Origin of the sequence: Pseudomonas sp. KCJK9016 (genome assembly GCF_046231795.1) — a bacterium.
Classification (GTDB): domain Bacteria; phylum Pseudomonadota; class Gammaproteobacteria; order Pseudomonadales; family Pseudomonadaceae; genus Aquipseudomonas; species Aquipseudomonas bananamidigenes.
In genome coordinates this window covers 83769-107868 of the sequence record NZ_JBJJMM010000015.1, presented here as the reverse complement: position 1 = coordinate 107868, position 24100 = coordinate 83769, and the positions used below count along the sequence as shown (strand labels likewise).

The window sequence follows — 24100 nt, the reverse complement described above, 5'->3', positions numbered from 1 at the left end:
TCCCTCAACCCAGCAGCGAAATGTCGGCGACGCCCAGGAACAGGCCACGCAGACGCGACAGCAGCGCGTAACGGTTGGCCCGCACGTTGGCGTCTTCGGCATTGACCATCACGGCGTCGAAGAACGCGTCGACCGGCTCGCGCAGTGCAGCCAGACGTGCCAGCGATTCGTTGTACTGACGCGCCGCAGCCATTGGCTGTACCGCCTGATCAGCCTGCTGGATCGCCGAGTACAGCGAGAACTCGTTGGCGTTGTCGAAGTACTTGGCCTGGACATCGGTCGGCACCGAGCCTTCGACTTTGCTCAGCAGGTTCGACACCCGCTTGTTCACCGCCGCCAGCGCTGCCGCTTCCGGCAGTTTGCGGAAGGCCTGAACCGCTTGCACACGCTGGTCGAAGTCCAGCGCCGAACCCGGCTTCAGGGCACGTACCGACAGGTAGGTGGCGACATCCACGCCTTCGTCTTCGTAACGCGCACGCAGACGGTCGAAGATGAATTCCAGCACCGCGTCGCTCAGACCGGCAGCCTTGACCTTCGCGCCGAAGGAATTCACGGCGAACGCCACGGCGTCGTTCAGGTCCAGATCCAGTTGTTTCTCGATCAGGATCCGCAGCACGCCCAGTGCCGCACGGCGCAGGGCATACGGGTCCTTGCTGCCGGTCGGCAGCATGCCGATGCCGAAGATGCCGACCAGGGTGTCGAGCTTGTCGGCAATGGCCACGGCCGCACCGGTCAGGGTAGCTGGCAGTTCGGCGCCGGCACCGCGCGGCATGTACTGCTCGTTCAGCGCCAGGGCGACGTCTTCCGGCTCGCCGTCATTGAGGGCGTAGTAGTAGCCGGCGACCCCTTGCATCTCCGGGAACTCGCCGACCATTTCAGTGGCCAGGTCGCACTTGGACAACAGACCTGCACGGGCAGCCCACGAAGCGTTGCCGCCGATACGCGCCGCGATGTACGCAGCCAGTTTCGACACGCGCTCGGCCTTGTCGTAGACGCTGCCGAGTTTTTCCTGGAACACCACGTTCTGCAGACGTTCGTTGAACACTTCGAGCTTCTGCTTCTTGTCCTGCTTGAAGAAGAACTCGGCGTCGGTCAGACGTGGGCGAACCACTTTCTCGTTACCGGCGATGATCTGCTGCGGGTCTTTGGATTCGATGTTGGCCACGGTGATGAAACGTGGCAGCAACTTGCCGTCGGCATCCAGCAGGCAGAAGTACTTCTGGTTGTCCTGCATGGTGGTGATCAGCGCTTCCTGCGGCACGTCGAGGAAGCGTTCCTCGAACGAGCACACCAGCGGCACCGGCCATTCGACCAGCGCGGTCACTTCGTCGAGCAACGCCGGCGGCACGATCGCGGTGCCTTCCTGACGGGTTGCCAGTTCTTCGGTGCGCTTGCTGATGATCTCGCGACGTTCGTTGGCGTCAGCCAGTACATAAGCGGCACGCAGGTCGGCCAGGTAGCTCGATGGCGAACCGATGCGCACGGCCTGCGGGTGGTGGAAACGGTGGCCACGGGATTCACGGCCGGCCTTCTGCGCGAGGATGGTGCAGTCGATGACCTGGTCGCCGAGCAGCATCACCAGCCACTGGGTCGGACGCACGAACTCTTCCTTGCGTGCACCCCAACGCATGCGTTTCGGGATCGGCAGATCGTTCAGCGAGTCTTCGACGATGGTCGGCAGCAGACTGGCGGTCGGCTTGCCGGCGATGTTCTGGCTGTAGCGCAGTTTCGGACCGCTCTGGTCGATTTCGCTCAGCTCGACGCCGCATTTCTTGGCGAAGCCCAGCGCCGCCTGGGTCGGATTGCCTTCGGCATCGAACGCGGCCTGACGTGGCGGGCCGTCGAGGTTGATGCTGCGATCCGGCTGCTGGGTGTCCAGCTTGGTGATCAACACGGCCAGACGACGTGGCGCGGCGTAGACAGCCTTGGACTCGTAGCTGAGACCGGCAGTCTGCAGACCCTTTTCGATACCGGCCAGAAACGCTTCGGCCAGGGTGCTCAGGGCTTTGGGTGGCAGTTCTTCGGTGCCCAGTTCAACCAGAAAATCTTGAGCACTCATTGTGCAGCCTCCAGCTTGGCCAGTACTTCGTCACGCAGATCCGGGGTTGCCATCGGGAAGCCCAGCTTGGCGCGGGCCAGCAGGTAGGCTTGGGCGACGGAACGCGCCAGGGTGCGAACGCGCAGAATGTATTGCTGACGCGCGGTCACCGAGATCGCCCGGCGCGCATCCAGCAGGTTGAAGGTGTGCGAGGCCTTCAGAACCATTTCGTAGCTTGGCAACGGCAGCGGCTGGTCGAGTTCGATCAGGCGCTTGGCTTCGCTTTCATAGAAGTCGAACAGTTCGAACAGCTTGTCGACGTTGGCGTGCTCGAAGTTGTAGGTGGACTGCTCCACTTCGTTCTGGTGGAACACGTCGCCGTAGGTCACCTTGCCGAACGGACCGTCGGCCCAGACCAGGTCGTAGACCGAGTCCACGCCTTGCAGGTACATGGCCAGACGCTCGAGGCCGTAGGTGATCTCGCCGGTCACCGGGTAGCACTCGATGCCGCCCGCCTGCTGGAAGTAGGTGAACTGGGTCACTTCCATGCCGTTGAGCCAGACTTCCCAGCCCAGGCCCCAGGCGCCGAGGGTCGGCGATTCCCAGTTGTCTTCGACGAAGCGGATGTCGTGGACCAGCGGGTCCAGGCCGACATGCTTGAGGGAGCCCAGGTACAGTTCCTGGAAGTTGTCCGGGTTCGGCTTCAGGACCACCTGGAACTGATAGTAGTGCTGCAGACGGTTCGGGTTTTCGCCGTAACGGCCGTCAGTCGGACGGCGGCTTGGCTGTACGTACGCGGCGTTCCAGGTTTCCGGGCCGATGGCACGCAGGAATGTCGCGGTGTGGAAAGTGCCGGCGCCTACTTCCATATCGTAGGGCTGAAGTACCACACAACCTTGCTCGGCCCAGTATTGCTGGAGCGCGAGGATCAAGTCTTGGAAGGTACGCACGGCTGGCGTAGGCTGGCTCACGAAATTCACCTGTTTCTTGGGCTGCGATTTAAAGAGCGGGAGTATACCCGATTCAGTCGCACCTCCACCCCCTGGAGCCTTATGCCACGCTGCTTTTGGTGCAACGATGATCCGCTGTACATGGCTTACCACGATCAGGAGTGGGGTACGCCGCTACGCGACGCGCAGGGATTGTTCGAGTTGCTTTTGCTCGAAGGGTTCCAGGCCGGGCTTTCCTGGATCACCGTGCTGCGCAAGCGCGAGCGATATCGCGAGGTGTTGTACGGCTTCGACGTACAGCGCGTGGCGCAGATGAGCGACGCGGAAATCGATGAGTTGATGCTCGATCCGGGGATCATCCGCAACCGTCTCAAGCTCAATGCCGCCCGGCGCAACGCTCAGGCGTGGCTGGAACTGGATGACCCGGTGGCGTTCCTCTGGTCGTTTGTGGATAACCGCCCGATCATCAATCATTTCAAGGATCGCAGCGAAGTCCCGGCCATTACCCCGCAAGCCGTGGCCATGAGCAAAGGCCTTAAAAAGGCCGGTTTCACCTTCGTCGGCCCGACCATTTGCTATGCCCTGATGCAGGCTTCGGGCATGGTCATGGATCACACTCAGGATTGCGACCGCTACGCGCAGCTGGTCAACGGCGGTTAGAATGGCCGCCTCGCGCACAGCACAAGATCAGGAGTGACCTGTGGAAAAGTTTAAAGGCGCCATGCTGGTCGGCGCTCTGCGGCTGTTTGCCATGCTTCCGTGGCGGGCCGTGCAGGCCGTGGGTTCGGCGATCGGCTGGATCATGTGGAAAACCCCCAACCGTTCCCGCGATGTGGTGCGGATCAACCTCGCCAAATGTTTTCCACAGATGGACCCGGCCGAACGCGAGCGTCTGGTGGGGCAGAGTCTGAAAGACATCGGCAAGTCCCTGACCGAAAGCGCCTGCGCCTGGATCTGGCCGGCCCAGCGTTCCATTGATCTGGTACGCGAAGTCGAAGGCCTCGACATCCTCAAGGAGGCGCTGGCGTCGGGCAAAGGCGTGGTCGGCATCACCAGCCACCTGGGCAACTGGGAAGTGCTCAACCACTTCTATTGCAGCCAGTGCAAACCGATCATTTTCTATCGTCCGCCCAAGCTCAAGGCTGTGGATGAATTGCTGCGCAAGCAACGCGTGCAGTTGGGCAACCGCGTGGCGGCGTCGACCAAGGAAGGCATCCTCAGTGTCATCAAGGAAGTGCGCAAGGGCGGTCAGGTGGGGATTCCGGCGGACCCGGAGCCGGCCGAATCCGCTGGGATCTTCGTGCCGTTCTTCGCCACCCAGGCCCTGACCAGCAAGTTCGTGCCGAACATGCTGGCCGGCGGCAAGGCTGTCGGCGTGTTCCTGCACGCCCTGCGTCTGCCGGACGGTTCCGGTTACAAAGTGATTTTGGAAGCGGCGCCGGAAGCCATGTACAGCACCGACACCGAAACCTCCTGCGCCGCAATGAGCCAAGTGGTCGAGCGTTATGTGGCGGCCTATCCGAGCCAGTACATGTGGAGCATGAAACGCTTCAAGAAGCGCCCGCCGGGCGAAGCGCGCTGGTACTGAGCCGCGGGTTCATCTGTGGATAACCTCGCTGGCGAGGTTATCCACAAGCTTCACGGCTTTTGCCGATCCAGCTTCTTCAGAAACACCGTCATTTCCTTCTCGGCCTGCTTGTCGCCATGGGCCCGGGCCGCTTCCAGTCCCTGCTCCCAGGCCTGTCGCGCAGCCGTCGGATCACCCAGCGCCAACTGCGCCTTGCCCAACAGTTTCCAGGCCGCCGAATACTTCGGATCGAAACCGACGCAGTGCTGAAAATGTTCGGCGGCCTTCGCATTTTCCCCCTGATCCAGATAGCCCTTGCCGAGGCCGAAGCGCAGCAATGAGTTATCCACACCCTTGGCGAGCATTTTTTCCAGGGATTCGATCATCGGTTTCGCCTCGAGGTCGGTCAGAAAAAACTCAGTCCCACGTGGAACAACTTCTCCACATCGCGAATATGCTTTTTATCCACAAGGAACAGAATCACATGGTCACCGGCGGCGATGACCGTATCGCCGTGGGCGATGATCACTTCTTCATCGCGAATGATTGCGCCGATAGTCGTGCCCGGCGGCAGGGCGATGTTCTCGATGGCCTTGCCGATGACCTTGCTCGACTTCGAATCACCATGGGCCACCGCTTCGATGGCTTCCGCCGCGCCACGGCGCAGGGAGTGCACGCTCACGATATCGCCACGGCGCACATGGGCCAGCAAAGTGCCGATGGTCGCCAGTTGCGGGCTGATGGCGATGTCGATATCGCCGCCCTGGATCAGGTCGACGTAGGCCGGATTGTTGATGATCGTCATCACCTTCTTCGCCCCCAGGCGCTTGGCCAGCAGCGATGACATGATGTTGGCCTCGTCATCGTTGGTCAGCGCGAGAAAGATGTCGGCGTCGGCGATGTTCTCTTCCAGCAGCAGGTCGCGATCCGACGCACTGCCCTGCAGCACCACGGTGCTGTCGAGGGTGTCGGAAAGGTAGCGGCACCGCGCCGGGTTCATCTCGATGATCTTCACCTGATAACGGCTTTCGATGGCCTCGGCCAGGCGCTCGCCGATCTGCCCGCCGCCGGCGATGACGATGCGCTTGTAGGTTTCGTCGAGGCGGCGCATTTCGCTCATCACGGCGCGAATGTTCTCGCGGGCGGCGATGAAGAAGACTTCGTCGTCGGCCTCGATCACCGTGTCGCCCTGAGGAAGAATCGGGCGGTCGCGTCGGAAAATGGCGGCAACCCGTGTCTCAACATTCGGCATGTGTTCGCGCAACTGACGCAGTTGCTGCCCCACCAGCGGCCCGCCGTAGTAGGCGCGTACTGCCACCAGTTGCGCCTGGCCTTCGGCGAAGTCGATCACCTGCAAGGCGCCGGGATGCTGGATCAGGCGTTTGATGTAGTTGGTGACCACTTGCTCTGGGCTGATCAGCACGTCGACCGGAATCGCTTCGTTCTGGAACAGCTGTTCTTCGCGGGTCAGGTACGAAGCTTCACGTACGCGGGCGATCTTGGTCGGAGTGTGGAACAGAGTGTGGGCGACCTGACAGGCGACCATGTTGGTTTCGTCGCTGTTGGTCACGGCCACCAGCATGTCTGCGTCGTCGGCGCCGGCCTGGCGCAGCACGCTCGGCAGCGAGCCTCGGCCCTGTACGGTGCGGATATCGAGACGGTCGCCGAGGTCGCGCAGACGGTCGCCATTAGTATCGACCACGGTGATGTCGTTGGCTTCGCTGGCCAGGTGTTCGGCCAGCGAACCGCCGACCTGTCCCGCACCGAGGATGATGATTTTCAACCCGTCACTCCATTGAATCCGTTTAGCCGCGCGCGGCAGCGATCTTGATCAGCTTGGCGTAGTAGAACCCGTCATGCCCACCCTGCCGGGCCAGCAATTGGCGACCATGAGGTTGTTTGATTCCGGCCTGCGTGGCCAGATCCAGTTCCCGGGCGCCCGGCGTGCGCTCAAGGAACGCGGCAATGACTTCGGTGTTCTCTGTCGGCAAGGTCGAGCAGGTGGCGTAGAGCAGGATGCCGCCCACTTCGAGGGTTTTCCACATCGCGTCGAGCAGTTCGCCTTGCAGTTGCGCAAGGGCGGCGATGTCGTCGGCCTGGCGGGTCAGCTTGATGTCCGGATGACGGCGGATCACCCCGGTGGCCGAGCACGGCGCGTCCAGGAGGATGCGCTGGAACGGTTTGCCGTCCCACCATACGGAGATGTCGCGCCCGTCGGCGGCAATCAGTTCGGCGCTCAGGCCAAGGCGTTCGAGGTTTTCCTTCACCCGTACCAGACGCTTGGCTTCCAGATCCACCGCCACGACACCGGCCAGCGCCGGTTCGGCTTCAAGGATGTGGCAGGTCTTGCCGCCAGGGGCGCAACAGGCGTCCAGTACCCGTTGGCCCGGCGCGAGATCGAGCAGATCGGCGGCCAGTTGCGCGGCTTCGTCCTGCACGCTGATCCAGCCTTCGGCGAAACCCGGCAGGCTGCGCACATCAGCGGCGGCGTCGAGGACGATGCCGTCGCGGCTGAACGTGCACGGCTGCGCGGCGATGCCCGCTTCCGTCAGCAGACCGAGGTAGGTGTCGCGGCTGTGATGACGGCGGTTGACCCGCAGGATCATCGGCGGATGCGCGTTGTTGGCTTCGCAAATGGCTTCCCATTGTTCAGGCCAGAAGGCCTTCAGGGATTTTTGCAGCCAGCGCGGGTGGGCGGTGCGCACCACCGGATCGCGTTCCAGTTCGGCGAAGATCGCCTCATGATCGCGCTGGGCATTGCGCAGCACGGCATTGAGCAGACCTTTGGCCCACGGTTTTTTCAGCTTGTCGGCGCAACCGACGGTTTCGCCAATGGCAGCGTGCGGCGGGACGCGGGTATAGAGCAACTGATAGAGGCCGACCAGCAGCAGCGCCTCGACATCGGCGTCCGCCGCCTTGAACGGCTTCTGCAACAGTTTTTCCGCCAGTGCCGACAAGCGTGGTTGCCAGCGGGCAGTGCCGAACGCCAGATCCTGCGTGAAACCGCGGTCGCGATCTTCGACCTTGTCCAGTTGTGCCGGCAGGGAGCTGTTGAGCGAAGCCTTGCCGCTCAGGACTGCGGCGAGTGCCTTGGCGGCGGCCAGACGCGGGTTCATGGCGCGTCCACCGCTGCACCCAGTACGGTGCCGATGGCGAATTTCTCACGACGGCTGTTGAACAGATCGCTGAAGTTCAGCGCCTTGCCACCGGGTAATTGCAGGCGGGTCAGGCACAGCGCCTGTTCGCCACAGGCCACCAGCAGGCCGTCCTTGCTGGCGCCAAGGATGGTGCCCGGCGCGCCTTTGCCTTCGGCCAGCGTCGCCGCCAGCACTTTCAGGGCTTCGCCGTTGAGCGTGCTGTGGGTGATCGGCCATGGGTTGAAGGCGCGGACCAGACGCTCCAGCTCGATGGCCGGGCGGCTCCAGTCGATGCGGGCTTCGTCCTTGTTCAGTTTGTGGGCGTAGGTGGCGAGCTCATCGTTCTGCACTTCGCCTTCCAGGGTGCCGGCGGCGAGCCCGGCAATCGCCTGCACGACGGCGGGCGGGCCCAGTTCGGCGAGGCGGTCGTGGAGGCTGCCGCCGGTGTCTTCGGCGCTGATCGGGGTTACCACCTTAAGCAGCATCGGCCCGGTGTCCAGGCCGGCTTCCATGCGCATCACGGTCACGCCACTTTCGGCGTCACCTGCTTCCACAGCGCGCTGGATCGGTGCTGCCCCGCGCCAACGTGGCAGCAGCGAGGCGTGGCTGTTGATGCAACCCAGGCGCGGTATATCCAGCACCGCTTGCGGCAGGATCAGGCCGTAGGCGACCACCACCATCAAGTCCGGTTTCAATGCCGCGAGTTCGGCTTGAGCGTCGGCATTGCGCAGGGTCGGCGGCTGCAACACCTGGATATTGTTTTCCAGGGCGAGTTGTTTGACCGGGCTCGGCATCAGTTTTTGTCCGCGACCGGCCGGACGATCCGGTTGGGTGTAGACGGCGACGATCTCGTAAGGGCTGTCCAGCAGGGCCTTGAGATGTTCGGCGGCGAATTCCGGGGTACCGGCAAAAACGATGCGCAATGGCTCAGTCATGGGGGAATCTCGTAAAAAGAAAAAGGCTTGCCGCGGCAAGCCTTTGGAGAGGGGCATCAAGCGTTCTGGCGGTGCTGCTTTTCCAGTTTCTTCTTGATCCGGTCGCGTTTGAGCGTGGACAGGTAATCGACGAACAGCTTGCCGTTGAGGTGGTCGCATTCGTGCTGGATGCACACGGCGAGCAGGCCCTCGGCGATCAGTTCGTAAGGCTGGCCTTCACGGTCCAGCGCCTTGATCCTGACCTTCTGCGGGCGGTCGACGTTTTCGTAGAAGCCCGGCACCGAGAGGCAGCCTTCCTGGTATTGCTCCATTTCGTCGGTCAGCGGTTCGAACTCGGGGTTGATGAACACCCGGGGTTCGGTGCGGTCTTCGGAAAGGTCCATCACGACGATACGTTTGTGCACGTTGACCTGGGTCGCGGCAAGGCCGATGCCCGGCGCTTCATACATTGTTTCAAACATGTCATCGACCAGTTGACGCACTTCGTCGTCCACTACGGCCACAGGTTTGGCGATAGTGCGCAGACGCGGGTCCGGAAATTCGAGGATGTTCAAAATGGCCATAAGCTTGATTGCTGCACGTGTGAGGTAAAGTCGGGTCGATGGCCTGGCGGGTCCGAAGATGCAGGCTACCGTTGTGAAACGTAGCGCCTTGCTTTTCAGCATAGAGCAGGGAGCGAGCCACGGGGGCTCTGGCGTTTCACGCGAACGCACATGATAAAGGGATTCACCGCATGAGGAAATCACTACTCGCCCTGCTGTTTCTGGCCTCGGCCGGCACCGCATACGGGCAAGTGCAACTCAAGGAAGGTTTTCCACAGCAATACACGGTGGTTTCGGGGGATACACTCTGGGACATATCCGGTAAATATCTGCGCGAACCCTGGCAGTGGCCACAACTGTGGCGGGCCAATCCGCAGATCGAAAACCCCAACCTGATCTATCCGGGCGACACCCTGACGCTCAGTTACGTCAACGGCCAGCCACGTCTGACCCTTAATCGCGGGGCGTCGCGCGGCACCATCAAACTTTCGCCCAGGGTCCGCAGCAGCCCGGTGGCCGAGGCGATTCCGAGCATTCCGCTCAAATCCATCAACAGCTTTCTGTTGAGCAACCGCATCGTTGACAAGGTCGAGGACTTCGACAAGGCGCCGTACATCGTCGCCGGCGATGCCGAGCGCGTGCTCAGCGGCACCGGCGACCGGATCTACGCCCGTGGCCATTTCGATCCGGGCCAGCCGGTCTACGGCATCTTCCGTCAGGGCAAGGTTTATACCGATCCACAGACCAAGGAGTTCCTGGGGATCAACGCCGACGATGTCGGCGGCGGCGAAATCGTTGCCACCGAAGGCGATGTCGCCACCCTCGCCCTGCAACGCACGACCCAGGAAGTACGCCTCGGCGACCGTCTGTTCGGTGGCGAAGAGCGTTCGATCAACTCGACCTTCATGCCCAGTGCTCCCGCCACCGACATCAACGGTCTGATCATTGATGTGCCGCGTGGCGTCACGCAGATCGGCGCAATGGACGTGGTGACACTCAACAAGGGCAAGCGCGACGGGCTCGCCGAGGGCAATGTGCTGGTGGTGATGAAAACCGGGGAAACCGTACGCGACCGGATCACCGGTCAGCCACTGAAAATCCCCGATGAACGTGCCGGCTTGCTGATGGTGTTCCGTACCTACGACAAGCTCAGTTACGGCCTCGTCCTGAACGCGTCGCGCTCGCTGGCAGTGCTGGACAAGGTGCGAAATCCTTAGCTGGCTTCACAAGTTACCAACAGAGTTATCCACAGCTTGTTCCGAAGGGTTCGGGGCTAATGACGATCAAGGATGATCCATGATGATGCCTGTCTGTATGCCGGTTTCCCCGGCAGAACTGGAGGCGCGTTTGCGCCTGCACCGCCTGCCGGAAATCGGCCCGAAACGTTTTGCCCGATTGCTCGAAGCGTTCGGCTCTGCGTCCAAAGCCCTCAGCGCGCCGGCCAGTGCCTGGCGCTCGCTGGGGTTGCCGGCGACGAGCGCCGAAGCTCGCCGCTGTCCTGACGTGCGCGACGGCGCCAGCCACGCATTGCGCTGGCTAGAGCGTCCGCAGCAGCATCTGCTGATGTGGGACCAGGCGGATTATCCGGCGTTGCTGGCGCAGATTTCTGATCCGCCGCCCTTGCTGTTTGTCGCCGGGGATCCCGCCATTCTGGAAAAACCGCAACTGGCGATGGTCGGCAGCCGACGTGCCTCGCGTCCGGGCATGGACACGGCGGCGGCGTTTTCCCGGAGTCTGGCCGGAGCCGGTTTTGTCATCACCAGTGGCCTGGCCCTGGGAATCGATGCGATGGCTCATCAGGCGGCGGTGGACGTCGGAGGGCAGACTGTCGGCGTATTGGGTACCGGGCTGGAAAATTTTTACCCACAGCGCAATCGACGGCTGGCGGACGCGATGATTGCCTCTGGCAGCGCGGTGCTTTCGGAATTTCCACTGGACACCGGACCGACAGCGAGCAACTTCCCCAGGCGTAACCGGATCATCAGCGGTTTGTCCCTTGGCGTGCTGGTGGTCGAGGCCAGTGTGGCCAGCGGCTCGCTGATCACGGCGCGACTGGCGGCGGAACAGGGCCGCGAGGTCTACGCGATTCCGGGGTCGATTCACCATCCCGGTGCGCGCGGTTGTCACCAGTTGATCCGTGACGGCGCCGTGCTGGTGGAGACCATCGAACACATCCTGGAGGCCCTGCGTGGCTGGCAGCACCTGCCGGCGTCCGCGACCGCACCAGGCTCCGACAGTCCGTTGCTGCGCCTGCTGCATGCGGCACCACACACCAGCGAAGGGCTGGCCGAGAGCAGTGGCTGGGCGTTGCCCAAAGTGCTGGCGGCACTGACCGAACTGGAGATGGAGGGGCGAGCGGTATGCGAAAACGGTCGCTGGTTTGCACGGGCGAGCTAGGTTTTACATTGAAGATCGGTAAACTGCGCGAAACCTGTTTGCGGAGAGTTTTTCATGGTCAACAGTTGGCGTGTGCAACAAGCCGCACGAGAGATTCGCGCCGGGGCGGTGATTGCCTATCCAACCGAAGCCGTCTGGGGGCTGGGGTGCGATCCATGGAATGAAGAAGCGGTGGATCGCCTGCTGGCGATCAAGAACCGTTCGGTGGACAAGGGACTGATTCTGGTCGCTGACAACATCCGGCAGTTCGATTTCCTGTTCGAGGATTTCCCCCAGGACTGGATCGACCGCATGGCCAGTACCTGGCCGGGTCCGAACACCTGGCTGGTGCCGCATCAGAACCTGTTGCCGGAGTGGGTGACCGGAGTGCATGACACCGTGGCACTGCGGGTCAGCGATCATCCGCAGGTGCGGGATCTGTGCTCGCTAGTGGGGCCGCTGATTTCGACGTCGGCCAACCCGCAGGGACGGCCGGCGGCGAAGAGTCGCTTGCGGGTCGAGCAGTATTTTCGCGGGCAAGTCGATCTGGTGCTGGGCGGCATGCTGGGCGGGCGCAAGAACCCGAGCCTGATCCGCGACCTGGCAACCGGTAGGGTCGTGCGCCCGGCCTGATACCGTGGCGCTTTGTGGCGAGGGAGCAAACTCCCTCGCCGCAGTCGGTTTATGGCAACAGAATGGTCGAGCCAGTGGTACGCCGCGCCGCCAACTCGGTCTGCGCCTTTGCCGCATCCGCCAGTGGATAACGCTGACCGATATCCACTTTCAGCTTGCCGCTGGTGATCATCCCGAACAACTCATCCGCCATGCGCTGCAGGTTCTCGGCATTGTTGGCATAGGTCGCCAGGGTTGGCCGGGTGACGTACAGCGAGCCTTTCGCTGCGAGAATCCCCAGATTGACCCCGTCCACCGCGCCGGATGCATTGCCGAAGCTTACCAGCAGCCCCCGTGGCGCCACGCAGTCCAGCGAGGCGAGCCAGGTGTCCTTGCCGACGCCGTCGTAGACGACCGGGACTTTCTTCCCGTCGGTCAATTCCAGCACTCGTTGCGCGACGTTTTCGTGGCTGTAGTCGATGGTTTCCCAGGCGCCGTGGGCCTTGGCCAGTTCGGCTTTGGCTTGCGAGCTGACGGTGCCGATCAACTTCACGCCCAGGGCTTTCGCCCATTGGCAGGCGAGCAAACCGACGCCGCCGGCCGCCGCGTGGAACAGAATGGTTTCGCCACCCTTGAGTTCATAAGTCTGACGCAGCAGGTACTGCACGGTCAGACCCTTGAGCATTACGCCCGCTGCGGTTTCGAAGCTGATGGTATCCGGCAGGTGCACCAGATTCGCTTCGGGCAGGACATGCACGTCGCTGTACGCGCCCAGCGGACCGCTGCCATACGCCACGCGGTCACCGACCTTGAACCGGGTGACGGCACTGCCCACGGCCTCGACGATGCCCGCGCCTTCCGCCCCCACACCCGACGGCAATGCCGGCGGCGCATACAGACCGCTGCGGTAATAGGTGTCGATGAAGTTAAGGCCGATGGCCTTGTTGCTCACGCGGACCTGCTGCGGGCCGGGCTCGGCGGGCTGGTAGTCAACGTATTCGAGCACTTCGGGGCCGCCATGGGCGCGGAACTGGATTCGCTTGGCCATCTGCCTACTCCTCGGGACGATTCGGAAGGCCCCTATCGAACTCCCCTGCTTGATCTTCGTCAACTGCGGCGTGCCGGCCTGCGATGGTATGCTACGCGCCCATTTGCGCCGCCCCTCGCCCACGGGGCGATGCCCGATCCAAGGTGAAGCCATGACGACCCGCACCGACGCCGTAAAGGCCTATCTGCTCGACCTGCAAGACCGCATCTGCGCGGCCCTGGAATCCGAAGACGGCGGCACGCGCTTCGTCGAAGACGCCTGGACCCGTGCGGCCGGCGGTGGCGGTCGCACCCGGGTGATCGAGAACGGCGCGGTGATCGAAAAGGGCGGCGTCAACTTTTCCCACGTCTTCGGCAGCGGTCTGCCGCCGTCCGCCAGCGCCCATCGGCCGGAGCTGGCCGGGCGCGGCTTTGAAGCCCTTGGCGTGTCGCTGGTGATCCATCCGCACAACCCGCATGTGCCGACGTCCCATGCCAATGTGCGTTTTTTCATCGCCGAGAAGGAAGGCGAAGAACCGGTCTGGTGGTTCGGCGGTGGCTTCGACCTGACCCCGTACTATGGCAACGAAGAAGACTGCATCCACTGGCACCGCGTCGCCGAGCAGGCCTGTGCGCCGTTCGGTACGGACGTCTACCCGCGCTACAAGGCCTGGTGCGACACCTATTTCCACATCAAGCATCGCCATGAACCACGGGGCATCGGCGGGCTGTTCTTCGATGACCTGAACGAATGGGATTTCGACACCAGTTTCGCTTTCATGCGTGCCATCGGCGATGCCTATATCGACGCTTACCTGCCGATCGTGCAGCGTCGCAAGAATGATGCGTTCACCGCCAAACAGCGTGAGTTCCAGGAATTCCGTCGCGGCCGCTACGTCGAGTTCAACCTGGTTTACGACCGTGGCACCCTGTTCGGCTTGCAATCGGGCGGGCGCACCGAGTCGATCCTGATGTCGCTGCCGCCGCAAGTGCGCTGGGCCTATGACTGGAAGGCCGAGCCGGGCAGTGAAGAAGCACGGCTGACCGAGTACTTCCTGCAAGATCGCGACTGGCTGGCCCAGGCCTGAGGACTTCTGATGGATCGTTACGTCGTTTTCGGTAACCCGATCGGCCACAGCAAGTCGCCGATGATTCACAAACTGTTCGCCGAGCAGACCGGACAGAGCCTCGACTACAGCACCCTGCTGGCGCCGCTTGACGACTTTTCCGGCAGCGCCAAGGCGTTTTTCCGCGAAGGTCGCGGCGCCAACGTGACCGTCCCGTTCAAGGAAGAGGCCTACCGCTTGGCCAACAGCCTGACCGACCGTGCCCAACGGGCGGGGGCAGTGAACACCCTGAGCAAACTCGCCGACGGCAGCCTGCTCGGGGACAACACCGACGGCGCCGGGCTGGTGCGGGACCTGACGGTCAACGCCGGGTTCAGCCTCACCGGCAAACGCATCCTGCTGCTCGGTGCCGGTGGCGCGGTGCGTGGCGCACTGGAGCCGTTGCTGGCGGAGAAACCGGACTCGGTGATCATCGCCAACCGTACAGTCGACAAGGCTGAGCGGCTGGCCGAACTGTTCTGCGATCTGGGACCGGTCTCGGCCAGCGGTTTCGACTGGCTGCGCGAGCCGGTGGACGTGATCATCAACGCTACCTCCGCCAGCCTCAGCGGCGACGTGCCGCCGATTGCACCTGGCCTGATCGAACCGGGCAAGACCTTGTGCTACGACATGATGTACGGCAAGGAGCCGACCGCGTTCTGCCGCTGGGCCAGCGAACAGGGTGCGGGCGTGGTGATGGATGGCTTGGGCATGCTGGCGGAACAGGCGGCGGAAGCGTTTTTCCTGTGGCGTGGTGTACGTCCCGACACGGCGCCGGTTCTGGCGGAGCTGCGTCGTCAACTGGCGCTGTAAAGCGCCTTCAATCCTCGAAGCGGATCGGGCATTTCTCCGGCCCTTCGAGTTTGCGCAACTCCTCCACCACCTGCGGTCGCGCCTGACGCAAGGTCAGGCTGCGATCCTGGCGCAGCAGGCGCCGGGCTTCCTGATGAAGCATTTCCACGCCGGAATAGTCGATGAAGTTGATCTGCTGTGCCTCGATCACCACCCGTGCGCCGTGCATCCGTTGCAGCCGCACTTGCAGATAGTGGCTGGCGCCGAAAAAGATCGATCCGCCGACCCGCAACACATCGTCATCTCCATCGCGCCAATGCTGCACCCGCGGCTGCGAAGTGCGCTTGAGGTAGAAAAACAGCGAAGCCAGCACGCCGGCGTAAATGGCCGTCTGCAATTCCAGCAGCAACGTGGCGACGCAGGTCAGGCTCATCACCACGAATTCCGCCCTGCTGACCCGCAACAGCGCACGAATGCCGCGATGATCCACCAGCCCCCAGGCGATCAACAGAATGCTGCCGGCCATGGCCGGGATCGGAATGTGTGCGATCAGCCCTGCACCGAAAATCGCGAACAGCGCCACCCACAATGCCGAAAACACCCCGGCCAGCGGTGAACAGGCGCCGGCCTCATAGCTCAGTCCGGAACGGGTGAACGAACCGGCGGACAACGAGCCCGAAAAGAACGCCCCGACGATGTTGGAAAGCCCTTGGGCGCGGACTTCCTGATTGGCATCGAGCAGTTGTTGTGAGCGTGCGGCAATCGAACGGGCAATCGACAGGCTGGTAACCAACCCGAGCATGCCCACGGCCACGGCGCTTGGCAGCAGCCTTAAAACCAGATCCATATCCAGCGGCAATCCGCTGAGCGGCGGCAGGCGTCCAACAAAGGCGCTGACCAGATGAACATGGCCGAACATCGTCGGCCACAGCCACACTATCAGGCTGCCAAGGACCAGGGTCATCAACAGCGTCGGCCAGCGTGGCAGCAGTTGCTTGAGCAATACGCCCACCACCACCGTAGCGGCGCCAAGGACAAGCGAGGGCTTATCCACAGCCCCGAGATGTCGCAGCAGATCCATCAGACTGGCCAGTGCCGTCGCCCTGGCCGGCAGATCCAACCCCAGCAAATTCGGCAACTGCCCGATGGCAATCACCACCGCCGCACCGAGGGTGAAACCCAGCACGACCGAGTGCGAGACGAAATTCACCAGCGCGCCGAAGCGCAACAGACCGAGCAGCCACTGAAAAATCCCCGCGAGAAATGTCAGCAGCAGGATCAGGGTGATGTAGTCCTGCGACGCCGGCACGGCCAGCGGGCTGACGCTGGCGAACAGCACAATCGAAATCGCCGCCGTCGGCCCGCAGATCAGATGCCATGACGAACCCCACAGGCAGGCGATCAGCACCGGAATGATTGCGGCATACAGGCCATATTCGGGTGGGAGCCCGGCGATCAGGGCGTAGGCAATCGACTGCGGCAACGCGAGAATCGCACCGCTGAGGCCTACGATCAGGTCCCGCCCGACGCTGGCGCGGGTCTGTCGGGGCAGCCAGGCCAGGAAAGGGAACAGTGAGCGGCGGCTGGGGAAGGCCATGGATCCTCTCGGGTGAAATTTTACGCAAGCGTAACAGTACAGGGCTGATCATTGTGGCGAGGGAGCTTGCTCCCGCTGGAGTGCACAGCACTCCCGATCCCGCAGACTCGGCCAGTGAGAAATGCATCGTTGCCTGTTTTCTGGACTGCTACGCAGCCCAGCGGGAGCAAGCTCCCTCGCCACAAAGCGGAGGTAATGATTTACAGCCGGGCTTTTACCGCCGGCAACGCATCCTTCCCGTCAACGGTCTTCACGCCGTCGAGCCACTTGTCCAACACCCCCGGATTCGCCTTGATCCAGGCCTTCACCGCATCGGCATTGCTGACCTTCTTGTTCACCACTTCGGCCATGATGCTGTTCTCCATCTCCTGCGTGAACGAAAGATTGGTCAGCAGTTTGCCCACATTCGGACAGGCCTGTGCATAACCCTTGCGAGTCAGGGTGTAGACGCTGCCGGTGTCGCCGAAGTATTTCTCGCCACCCTTGAGGTAACGCATTTTCAGCTGCACGTTCATCGGGTGCGGGGTCCAGCCGAGGAAGGTGACGAATTTCTGTTTCTTCACCGCCCGCGACACTTCGGCCAGCATTGCCTGTTCGCTGGACTCGATCAGCTTCCACTGACCCATGTCGAAATCGTTTTTCTTGATGATCTCCTGCAGCGAGATGTTCGCCGGTGCGCCGGAGCCGATGCCGTAGATCTTGCGATCGAACTTGTCGGCGAATTTGTTCAGGTCGGCAAAGTCATGCACACCGGCATCCCACACGTAGTCCGGCACGGCCAGGGTGAATTCGGTGCCGTCGAGGTTCTTCGCCAGTTGCGTGACATCGCCGGTGGCCACGAACTTGTCGTAGAAGCCCTGCTGCGCCGGCATCCAGTTGCCCAGGAACACGTCGACCTGGCCGTCCTTCAAGCCGCCAAACGTGATGGGCACGGCGAGGGTGTCGACCTTGGCCTTGTAACCCATGCCGTCGAGCAGAAAGCCCGCGATGGCGTTGGTCGCGGCAATGTCGCTCCAGCCGGGATCGGCCATTTTCACCGTGTCGCAGTTCTCGGCGAACGCGGATGCGCTGCCCAGTACCAGCAGACTGACCGTCACTACTGTGGATAACTTGACCATGGACTTCCCCTCGACGTTATTGGTTTTGGCAGGGTTGTGGATAACGGGCCTTGCGCTCCAGGTCATCGAGGTCGATGTGGTTGCGCATGTACTGCTGACTGGCGTCCACCAGCGGCTGGTGGTCCCAGCTCTTCAGTTTGCCGATCGTCAGCGCCTCGGCGACGAAGCGCCTGCGCCGTTGGCTTTCGAGAACTTCGCGATGAATGGCCGGAATGTCCCATCTGGCTCGTGCTTCGGTGAGAAAGTCGTCGAACAGCCGGCGATGTTGCGGTGATTGGCTGAGTTCTTCCTGCTCTTCTGGATCGTTATCCACGTCGAAAAGCAGGCAAGGGTCGGTTTCGCTGTAGATAAATTTGAACGCGCCCCGCCGGATCATCATCAGCGGGCTGACGGTGCCTTCGGCCATGTATTCGCCGAACACTTCATCGTGACCACCCTGCCCTCGCAGATGCGGCACCAGAGAGCGACCATCCAGCGGCAGATCCGGTTCCAGGCTGCCACCTGCCAGTTCCACGAAGGTCGGCAACAGATCGGCGGTGGACACGGCAGCGTTCACACGGCCTGCATTGAACTGACCGGGCGCACTGATCAACAGGGGCACCCGCGCGGCCATTTCGAACCAGTGCATTTTGTACCAGAGGCCTTTCTCCCCAAGCATGTCGCCGTGGTCGCCGGAGAAGACGATGATGGTGTCGTCCGTCAGCCCGCAATCGTCGAGGGTTTGCAGGAGTTTGCCGACGTTGGCGTCGATATAACTGCAGGCGCCGAAATACGCCCGGCGTGCATCGCGAATCTTGTCCACAGGCAACGGCTTGTCCCACAGGTCGTAAACCTTGAGCAAACGTTGCGAGTGCGGATCGAGTGAAAGCTGATCCGGTGTGGTCGGAAGCGGGATATCCGCCTCGTCGTACAAATCCCAGAATGCCTTGGGAATCGTGTATGGATCGTGTGGGTGCGTCATCGAAACGGTCAGGCAGAACGGCTGGTCGCCGTCCTCGCGGATGTGGTCGAACAGGTATTGCTGCGCCTTGAACACCACCTCCTCGTCGAAATCCAGCTGATTGGTGCGCACACACGGCCCGGCCTGCAGCACCGAGGACATGTTGTGGTACCAGCTCGGCCGCACATCCGGCTCGTCCCAGTTCACCGCCCAGCCGTAGTCGGCCGGGTAGATGTCGCTGGTCAGGCGCTCCTCGTAACCGTGCAGTTGATCGGGGCCGCAGAAGTGCATCTTGCCCGACAACGCGGTGCGATAACCGAGGCGACGCAGGTAATGGGCATAGGTGGGAATGTCGGCGGGAAAATCGGCGGCGTTGTCGTAGGCGCCGATCTTGCTTGGCAACTGACCGCTGACCAGGGTGAAACGCGAGGGCGCGCACAGCGGACTGTTGCAATAGGCGGTGTCGAACACCACGCCTTGTGCGGCGAGACGACTCAGGTTCGGCAGTTTGATCGGCGACGGGCCGTAGATAGGCAACATTGGCGCGGCCATTTGATCGGCCATGATGAAGAGAATGTTCTTGCGCTTCATGTGATCGCGGCATTCCATAGTGAATATTTATGCGACATTGCTGCGATTGAGCATGGATTCCATGCAATTTCCGGTAAAGCCCGCGCCGGACAATGACTAGGATAAGCACAGCTTATGTATGAAGCCCTCGGTGATCTGTCCCTCGACCTGCTGCGCGCTTTCGAGGCGGCGGCCCGTCATCGCAGTTTTACCGCCGCCGCGGTGGAGCTTGGTACGACTCAACCGGCCATCAGCCAGCAGATCAAACGGCTGGAGGAGCAGCTCGGAACGCGGCTGTTCGACCGGATTTACCGAGGTATTGAACTGACCGAGGTTGGCTCAATCCTTTTCGAGCAAATTACCCTCGGTTTGCAGAATATCGACGCAGGATTGAGTGCGATCAGCGCACAGCAACAGCATGAAGTGTTGCAGGTCGCTACCGATTTCGCCTTCGCTGCGTACTGGCTGATGCCGCGCCTGCATCATTTTCACGCAGCCAATCCGCAGGTCGATGTCAGTTTGGTCACCAGCGAGCGCAATCACAACATGTTGCGCCCGGATATCGACGTTGCCGTGCTGTTCGGCGACGGTCGCTTCAAACAGGGCGAAAGTCATTGGCTGTTCAGCGAAGAAGTGTTTCCGGTGTGCAGCCCGCAATTGCTCAAGGATCGCGTCCTGCCCATGCCAGCCAACGCGTTGCTCGAGTTTCCCCTGCTGCACTTGCGTGGCGAAAACAGCAGTAACTGGTTCGACTGGAGCGGGTTGTTTCGCGAACTCGGCATCAATACGCCGCCAGCGCCGGGGCAACTGCGTTTCGATAATTACACGTTACTTATCCAGGCGGCGATTGGCGGTCAGGGTGTTGCAATTGGCTGGCGGCACCTTGTGGATAACTTGCTGGCGCAGGGCTTGTTGTGCCGGCCGATTGCAGAAACCACGCTTTCGCGCCTCGGTTATTACGTGGTGCTGCCCCAGCGCAAACGCCGGGGGGCGTTGATTCAGCGGTTTGTCGATTGGCTGATGGCCGAACAGGCCAGCAGCGCGCAGTCGCTGACGGGAATGGATTTGCCTTCGATCGCCGTGTGATCAAGGCTTCGATGCGGCAACAAAACTCACATGCTCGCCTGTGTGCAGGTTCAGACGCAGTTCATCGGCAATTCCGATCGCCACCCGGTGCAAACGCTCCAACGGTTCGGCCAGGCCCGGCTCCAGCGTTGCGCCGACCTGGCTGAAATGCTCGATGGTCAGCCCCGCCACTCCACGCGGCGCATCGACCAATGTCCAGTGCAGTGAGCTGCCTTGCAGGGCCTCGCGGATTTCCCCGGCGGTGTGGCGCTGCAAGCGATCATCCAGACCGGGTTCGTCCAGCAGCGCGAAATCCCCCACGACAAACAACCGCGATACGCTCGCCGCTTGCAGGCCATCGATCAGCGCATCCACCGCCAGCACCTGCTCCACCGGCCCCAGCACCACAGACTTTTCCACATGATCGCTGCTGAACGGCAGGCCCGGCACATCCAGCAGGCAGATCACCGCCGAGCTGCCGGCTACGCTCTGGTTGACCCGTTCGGCATCGAACAGATCGCCGCCCTTGGTGCGCAGGCCCGGGCGTGGCGCGAGGGCGGTCAGGTCGTCGAGGATGGCGATGACTTCGTGCTGACGGCGCAGCAGTTCAGCCATCAACGCACTGCCCAGGCTACTCATGGCACCATAGAGCACCACCTTCACCACCGGGGTTTCGGCATTTTTCATGGCTGAGGTCCCTTTTGATTTCCATTGTATGGCGTGTGACATATGGCCAGCGCCAAGGGTTCGAACCGATTCGGAGGGTTCGCGATGCAGACGATCAAGGGTTACCACGCCCACGTTTATTACGACGCCGGCACCATCGAACAGGCGCGGACGCTGTGTGAGCAGGCGGCGGCGTTGTTTCCATTGAAGATGGGTCGCATGCATGAACGCCCGGTGGGCCCGCATCCGGACTGGAGTTGCCAGCTGGCTTTCGGTCCGGAGCTGATTGGCGATGTGCTGCCGTGGCTGGCACTCCATCGCAAGGGACTGGTGGTGTTCCTGCACCCGGACACCGGCGACGACTTGCTCGATCACACCGAGCACGCGATCTGGATGGGGGCGATGCGGCCGCTGGACCTGTCTGTTTTTTGATCAGAGGGTTTCTTCCGGCTCGCCGGGCAAATGCTCGTCCAAATCTTGCAGGGGGCCGCTGAACTGAAAGCGGGTATGTCCGAAATGGCAGCCGCCTGTGTGCAATTGGTTCATCACCCTGCTCCCGTTCCCGTGTTCATTGACTCTAGTCGCATCCGACGGCCGGTTGGTCGTTCGAATCGAAGCTTTCACCCGCGAAAGCTGGCTGAAAGGTTGCCCCATTAGGATCGCCGCCACTACCGGCAACAGACCGGTTGGCCAACGCATGTCATTGCTTGCATGTCAGGCCCGATTAACAACAACAATGGTGATTCTGATGTCCTCTGTAGCCCGCCTCCTCGCTCCAACTCCGCCCGTACGTCTCGTGCTTCCCGTTCTGCGCTGATCCCGCCCGATCCGCTTACTTACCTAGCCGCGCTACGCCTGGAGTTTTCCCATGCTGACTTTCCTTGGCTTCGCCATGGTCATCACGTTCATGTTCCTGATCATGACCAAGCGCCTTTCCGCGCTGATCGCTCTGATCATCATCCCGATCCTGTTCGCCCTGTTCGGTGGCTTCGCACCGAAGATCGGCCCGATGATGCTCGAAGGCATTACCAAGCTTGCGCCGACCGGCGTGATGCTGATGTTCGCCATTCTGTACTTTGCCCTGATGATCGACTCCGGCCTGTTCGACCCGGCCGTGCGCAAGATCCTCAAGCTGGTCAAGGGCGACCCGCTGAAAGTGTCGGTCGGCACCGCCGTCCTGGCGCTCGTCGTTTCCCTCGACGGTGACGGCGCGACCACCTACATGATCTGCGTGGCCGCCATGCTGCCGCTGTACAGCCGCATCGGCATGAGCCCGCGGATCATGGCCGGTCTGATCATCCTCGCCGGCGGTGTGATGAACATGACCCCGTGGGGCGGCCCTACCGCCCGTGCGGCCAGTGCGCTGCACGTGGACCCGTCGGACATCTTCGTGCCGATGATCCCGGCCATGGGCGCCGGTGTGATCGCGATCCTGATCATTGCCTACTTCTACGGCAAACGTGAACGTGCGCGTCTGGGTGAGCTGCACCTGATCGGCGACGAGATCGATCACAGCGAAATCAGCGTGTCGCAGTTCCCGGATGCCCGCCGTCCGAAACTGATCTGGTTCAACGGCCTGCTGACCCTGGCGTTGATGTGCACCCTGATCGCCGGCCTGTTGCCGCTGCCGGTGCTGTTCATGGTGGCGTTCAGTATTGCCATGATCGTCAACTACCCTTGCCTGCAACAGCAGAAGGATCGCGTCGCGGCTCACGCCGGCAGCGTGCTGTCGGTGGTCAGTCTGATCTTCGCGGCGGGCATCTTCACCGGTATCCTGTCGGGCACCGGCATGGTCGATGCCATGTCGAAAAGCCTGCTGGCGGTGATCCCTGATTTCCTCGGCCCGTACCTGGCGGTGATTACCGCGCTGGTGAGCATGCCGTTCACGTTCTTCATGTCGAACGACGCGTTCTACTACGGTGTGCTGCCGGTGCTGTCGGAAGCGGCCAGCCACTACGGCATCACCGCTGTGGAAATGGCCCGCGCCTCGATCGTCGGCCAACCGGTTCACCTGCTGAGCCCGTTGGTGCCGTCGACCTACCTGCTGGTGGCACTGGCCGGGATCGAGTTCGGCGATCACCAGCGTTTCACCCTGAAGTGGGCAGTGCTGGTCTGCCTGTGCATACTGGCCGCCGCACTGCTGTTGGGGACGTTCCCGCTGTTCAGCACGTTGTAACGGCTTCAAATCACCCGTACGCCGGCGGCCTGCCGGCGTACGGGTTTAACACTCGCTCAAAGGAATACACATGGATTGGCTGACCAACCCCGAAATCTGGGTTGCCTTCTTCACCCTGACCGCCCTGGAGATCGTCCTGGGCATCGATAACATCATCATGATTTCGATCCTGGTCAGCCGCATGCCCAAACACATGCAGCAGCGCACCCGGATCTTCGGTCTTGGCCTGGCCATGATCACGCGGATCCTGTTGCTGCTGTCGATCACCTGGGTCATGCGCCTCACCGCCGACCTGTTCGTGGTGTTCGGGCAGGGCATTTCCGGTCGCGACCTGATCCTGTTCTTCGGTGGCCTGTTCCTGCTGTGGAAAAGCTCCCAGGAGATGTACCACGCGCTGGAAGGTGAAGACGAAAGCGATGATGCGCCTTCGGGCAAGGGCGGCAACTTCTTCTACACCATCATCCAGATCGCGATCATCGACATCGTGTTTTCGCTGGACTCGGTGATCACCGCCGTCGGCATGGTCTCCCATGTCCCGGTGATGGTCGCGGCGATTATCGTGGCGGTACTGGTGATGATGGCGGCCTCGGGCAAGATCAGCGAATTCATCGACAAGCACCCGTCGCTGAAAATGCTCGCGCTGTCGTTCCTGCTGGTGGTCGGCACCGTGCTGATCGCCGAAGCGTTCGACGTTCACGTACCGAAAGGCTACGTCTACTTCGCCATGGGCTTCTCGCTGGCAGTCGAAGCTATCAACATCAAGATGCGCGGTGCGATTGCCCGCAAGAAAAAACAGCAGGATCCGGTGAAACTGCGCAAGGATGTTCCGGGTCAGTAACCGCAACGCTGCGCTGATGATCAAAGGGCCTTCGGGCCCTTTTTTCATG

At 61.9% G+C, this 24100-nt stretch carries 23 protein-coding genes; 11 read left to right on the top strand and 12 right to left on the bottom strand.

Going from position 1 to position 24100, the window contains the following annotated elements; all coding sequences use genetic code 11:
* Positions 1-4: 4 nt before the first annotated feature.
* Both glyS and glyQ read right to left on the bottom strand, forming a co-directional pair.
* Positions 5-2059 (bottom strand): glycine--tRNA ligase subunit beta, encoded by a 2055-nt coding sequence (gene glyS, locus ACK6BI_RS16495; RefSeq protein WP_409317886.1) that lies wholly within the window; start codon positions 2057-2059, stop codon positions 5-7.
* Positions 2056-3009: a glycine--tRNA ligase subunit alpha gene (gene glyQ, locus ACK6BI_RS16490; protein WP_003187265.1), complete on the bottom strand. Its 954-nt coding sequence runs from the start codon at positions 3007-3009 to the stop codon at positions 2056-2058. Before glyQ ends, glyS begins: the two co-directional genes overlap by 4 nt.
* An 81-nt stretch (positions 3010-3090) precedes the next feature.
* Between glyQ and ACK6BI_RS16485 the strand changes: the two genes are divergently transcribed.
* Complete coding sequence (locus tag ACK6BI_RS16485; RefSeq protein WP_065260137.1) at positions 3091-3648, top strand: DNA-3-methyladenine glycosylase I; 558 nt, start codon at positions 3091-3093, stop codon at positions 3646-3648.
* A gap of 40 nt (positions 3649-3688) precedes the next feature.
* On the top strand, positions 3689-4576 hold the full coding sequence (locus tag ACK6BI_RS16480) for a lysophospholipid acyltransferase (protein WP_260521641.1): 888 nt from the start codon (positions 3689-3691) through the stop codon (positions 4574-4576).
* A 50-nt stretch (positions 4577-4626) separates the two neighbouring features.
* On the opposite strand, the gene ACK6BI_RS16475 is transcribed toward ACK6BI_RS16480, so the two are convergent.
* Genes ACK6BI_RS16475 through def form a run of 5 tightly spaced genes read right to left on the bottom strand, consistent with a single transcriptional unit; the run spans position 4627 to position 9190 of the window.
* Positions 4627-4941, bottom strand: coding sequence for a tetratricopeptide repeat protein (locus ACK6BI_RS16475; protein ID WP_409317885.1), 315 nt, complete (start codon positions 4939-4941; stop codon positions 4627-4629).
* A 20-nt stretch (positions 4942-4961) separates the two neighbouring features.
* The gene (gene trkA / locus ACK6BI_RS16470) at positions 4962-6338 is read right to left on the bottom strand and encodes a Trk system potassium transporter TrkA (RefSeq protein ID WP_409317884.1); all 1377 of its coding nucleotides are present in this window, start codon (positions 6336-6338) and stop codon (positions 4962-4964) included.
* A gap of 22 nt (positions 6339-6360) precedes the next feature.
* Positions 6361-7671, bottom strand: a complete 1311-nt coding sequence (gene rsmB, locus ACK6BI_RS16465) for a 16S rRNA (cytosine(967)-C(5))-methyltransferase RsmB (protein WP_409317883.1) — start codon at positions 7669-7671, stop codon at positions 6361-6363.
* A complete protein-coding gene (fmt, locus tag ACK6BI_RS16460; protein ID WP_409317882.1) occupies positions 7668-8627 on the bottom strand; it encodes a methionyl-tRNA formyltransferase in 960 nt (319 codons plus the stop codon). The genes rsmB and fmt overlap by 4 nt, the downstream gene beginning before the upstream one ends.
* A gap of 56 nt (positions 8628-8683) precedes the next feature.
* Positions 8684-9190, bottom strand: a complete 507-nt coding sequence (gene def / locus ACK6BI_RS16455) for a peptide deformylase (RefSeq protein ID WP_409317881.1) — start codon at positions 9188-9190, stop codon at positions 8684-8686.
* Between the two features lie 170 nt (positions 9191-9360).
* Here def and ACK6BI_RS16450 point away from each other — a divergent pair, with 170 nt between their 5' ends.
* The 3 genes from ACK6BI_RS16450 (at position 9361) to ACK6BI_RS16440 (ending at position 12178) form a co-directional block, all read left to right on the top strand.
* Positions 9361-10386, top strand: a complete 1026-nt coding sequence (locus tag ACK6BI_RS16450) for a LysM peptidoglycan-binding domain-containing protein (protein ID WP_409317880.1) — start codon at positions 9361-9363, stop codon at positions 10384-10386.
* A gap of 82 nt (positions 10387-10468) precedes the next feature.
* Positions 10469-11566, top strand: coding sequence for a DNA-processing protein DprA (dprA, locus tag ACK6BI_RS16445; protein ID WP_409317917.1), 1098 nt, complete (start codon positions 10469-10471; stop codon positions 11564-11566).
* A 54-nt stretch (positions 11567-11620) separates the two neighbouring features.
* The gene (locus ACK6BI_RS16440; protein ID WP_409317879.1) at positions 11621-12178 is read left to right on the top strand and encodes an L-threonylcarbamoyladenylate synthase; all 558 of its coding nucleotides are present in this window, start codon (positions 11621-11623) and stop codon (positions 12176-12178) included.
* A 49-nt stretch (positions 12179-12227) separates the two neighbouring features.
* On the opposite strand, the gene ACK6BI_RS16435 is transcribed toward ACK6BI_RS16440, so the two are convergent.
* A complete protein-coding gene (locus ACK6BI_RS16435; RefSeq protein WP_409317878.1) occupies positions 12228-13205 on the bottom strand; it encodes an NADPH:quinone reductase in 978 nt (325 codons plus the stop codon).
* A gap of 151 nt (positions 13206-13356) precedes the next feature.
* Between ACK6BI_RS16435 and hemF the strand changes: the two genes are divergently transcribed.
* Both hemF and aroE read left to right on the top strand, forming a co-directional pair.
* Positions 13357-14271: an oxygen-dependent coproporphyrinogen oxidase gene (gene hemF, locus ACK6BI_RS16430; protein ID WP_409317877.1), complete on the top strand. Its 915-nt coding sequence runs from the start codon at positions 13357-13359 to the stop codon at positions 14269-14271.
* A gap of 9 nt (positions 14272-14280) precedes the next feature.
* Positions 14281-15102 (top strand): shikimate dehydrogenase, encoded by an 822-nt coding sequence (gene aroE / locus ACK6BI_RS16425; RefSeq protein WP_409317876.1) that lies wholly within the window; start codon positions 14281-14283, stop codon positions 15100-15102.
* 7 nt (positions 15103-15109) lie between these two features.
* Here the strand turns inward: aroE and ACK6BI_RS16420 are convergent, their stop codons facing one another.
* The 3 genes from ACK6BI_RS16420 to betC all read right to left on the bottom strand — a co-directional run bounded on the left by ACK6BI_RS16420 (position 15110) and on the right by betC (position 19327).
* Positions 15110-16678: a SulP family inorganic anion transporter gene (locus tag ACK6BI_RS16420; protein WP_409317875.1), complete on the bottom strand. Its 1569-nt coding sequence runs from the start codon at positions 16676-16678 to the stop codon at positions 15110-15112.
* Between the two features lie 200 nt (positions 16679-16878).
* A complete protein-coding gene (choX, locus tag ACK6BI_RS16415) occupies positions 16879-17796 on the bottom strand; it encodes a choline ABC transporter substrate-binding protein (protein WP_409317874.1) in 918 nt (305 codons plus the stop codon).
* A 16-nt stretch (positions 17797-17812) separates the two neighbouring features.
* The gene (gene betC / locus ACK6BI_RS16410) at positions 17813-19327 is read right to left on the bottom strand and encodes a choline-sulfatase (RefSeq protein ID WP_409317873.1); all 1515 of its coding nucleotides are present in this window, start codon (positions 19325-19327) and stop codon (positions 17813-17815) included.
* 114 nt (positions 19328-19441) lie between these two features.
* Here betC and ACK6BI_RS16405 point away from each other — a divergent pair, with 114 nt between their 5' ends.
* Positions 19442-20392, top strand: a complete 951-nt coding sequence (locus tag ACK6BI_RS16405; protein ID WP_409317872.1) for a choline sulfate utilization transcriptional regulator — start codon at positions 19442-19444, stop codon at positions 20390-20392.
* Here the strand turns inward: ACK6BI_RS16405 and ACK6BI_RS16400 are convergent, their stop codons facing one another.
* A complete protein-coding gene (locus ACK6BI_RS16400) occupies positions 20393-21058 on the bottom strand; it encodes an NAD(P)-dependent oxidoreductase (protein ID WP_409317871.1) in 666 nt (221 codons plus the stop codon).
* Between the two features lie 84 nt (positions 21059-21142).
* Between ACK6BI_RS16400 and ACK6BI_RS16395 the strand changes: the two genes are divergently transcribed.
* The 3 genes from ACK6BI_RS16395 (at position 21143) to ACK6BI_RS16385 (ending at position 24051) form a co-directional block, all read left to right on the top strand.
* Complete coding sequence (locus tag ACK6BI_RS16395; RefSeq protein WP_065260155.1) at positions 21143-21469, top strand: DOPA 4,5-dioxygenase family protein; 327 nt, start codon at positions 21143-21145, stop codon at positions 21467-21469.
* A gap of 436 nt (positions 21470-21905) precedes the next feature.
* Positions 21906-23213 (top strand): CitMHS family transporter, encoded by a 1308-nt coding sequence (locus ACK6BI_RS16390; RefSeq protein ID WP_119429908.1) that lies wholly within the window; start codon positions 21906-21908, stop codon positions 23211-23213.
* A 70-nt stretch (positions 23214-23283) separates the two neighbouring features.
* Positions 23284-24051: a TerC family protein gene (locus tag ACK6BI_RS16385; RefSeq protein WP_409317870.1), complete on the top strand. Its 768-nt coding sequence runs from the start codon at positions 23284-23286 to the stop codon at positions 24049-24051.
* Positions 24052-24100: the final 49 nt, after the last annotated feature.

What these genes read in the sequence shown, in the direction of transcription:
- fmt (WP_409317882.1), bottom strand. Translation starts at nt 8,627, where the DNA reads ATGACTGAGCCATTGCGCATCGTTTTTGCCGGTACCCCGGAATTCGCC.
- betC (WP_409317873.1), bottom strand. Translation starts at nt 19,327, where the DNA reads ATGAAGCGCAAGAACATTCTCTTCATCATGGCCGATCAAATGGCCGCG.
- ACK6BI_RS16390 (WP_119429908.1), top strand. Translation starts at nt 21,906, where the DNA reads ATGCTGACTTTCCTTGGCTTCGCCATGGTCATCACGTTCATGTTCCTG.
- rsmB (WP_409317883.1), bottom strand. Translation starts at nt 7,671, where the DNA reads ATGAACCCGCGTCTGGCCGCCGCCAAGGCACTCGCCGCAGTCCTGAGC.
- aroE (WP_409317876.1), top strand. Translation starts at nt 14,281, where the DNA reads ATGGATCGTTACGTCGTTTTCGGTAACCCGATCGGCCACAGCAAGTCG.
- ACK6BI_RS16450 (WP_409317880.1), top strand. Translation starts at nt 9,361, where the DNA reads ATGAGGAAATCACTACTCGCCCTGCTGTTTCTGGCCTCGGCCGGCACC.
- choX (WP_409317874.1), bottom strand. Translation starts at nt 17,796, where the DNA reads ATGGTCAAGTTATCCACAGTAGTGACGGTCAGTCTGCTGGTACTGGGC.
- ACK6BI_RS16440 (WP_409317879.1), top strand. Translation starts at nt 11,621, where the DNA reads ATGGTCAACAGTTGGCGTGTGCAACAAGCCGCACGAGAGATTCGCGCC.
- dprA (WP_409317917.1), top strand. Translation starts at nt 10,469, where the DNA reads ATGATGCCTGTCTGTATGCCGGTTTCCCCGGCAGAACTGGAGGCGCGT.
- glyS (WP_409317886.1), bottom strand. Translation starts at nt 2,059, where the DNA reads ATGAGTGCTCAAGATTTTCTGGTTGAACTGGGCACCGAAGAACTGCCA.
- ACK6BI_RS16385 (WP_409317870.1), top strand. Translation starts at nt 23,284, where the DNA reads ATGGATTGGCTGACCAACCCCGAAATCTGGGTTGCCTTCTTCACCCTG.
- ACK6BI_RS16475 (WP_409317885.1), bottom strand. Translation starts at nt 4,941, where the DNA reads ATGATCGAATCCCTGGAAAAAATGCTCGCCAAGGGTGTGGATAACTCA.
- ACK6BI_RS16400 (WP_409317871.1), bottom strand. Translation starts at nt 21,058, where the DNA reads ATGAAAAATGCCGAAACCCCGGTGGTGAAGGTGGTGCTCTATGGTGCC.
- ACK6BI_RS16420 (WP_409317875.1), bottom strand. Translation starts at nt 16,678, where the DNA reads ATGGCCTTCCCCAGCCGCCGCTCACTGTTCCCTTTCCTGGCCTGGCTG.
- ACK6BI_RS16485 (WP_065260137.1), top strand. Translation starts at nt 3,091, where the DNA reads ATGCCACGCTGCTTTTGGTGCAACGATGATCCGCTGTACATGGCTTAC.
- hemF (WP_409317877.1), top strand. Translation starts at nt 13,357, where the DNA reads ATGACGACCCGCACCGACGCCGTAAAGGCCTATCTGCTCGACCTGCAA.
- ACK6BI_RS16395 (WP_065260155.1), top strand. Translation starts at nt 21,143, where the DNA reads ATGCAGACGATCAAGGGTTACCACGCCCACGTTTATTACGACGCCGGC.
- ACK6BI_RS16435 (WP_409317878.1), bottom strand. Translation starts at nt 13,205, where the DNA reads ATGGCCAAGCGAATCCAGTTCCGCGCCCATGGCGGCCCCGAAGTGCTC.
- def (WP_409317881.1), bottom strand. Translation starts at nt 9,190, where the DNA reads ATGGCCATTTTGAACATCCTCGAATTTCCGGACCCGCGTCTGCGCACT.
- ACK6BI_RS16405 (WP_409317872.1), top strand. Translation starts at nt 19,442, where the DNA reads ATGTATGAAGCCCTCGGTGATCTGTCCCTCGACCTGCTGCGCGCTTTC.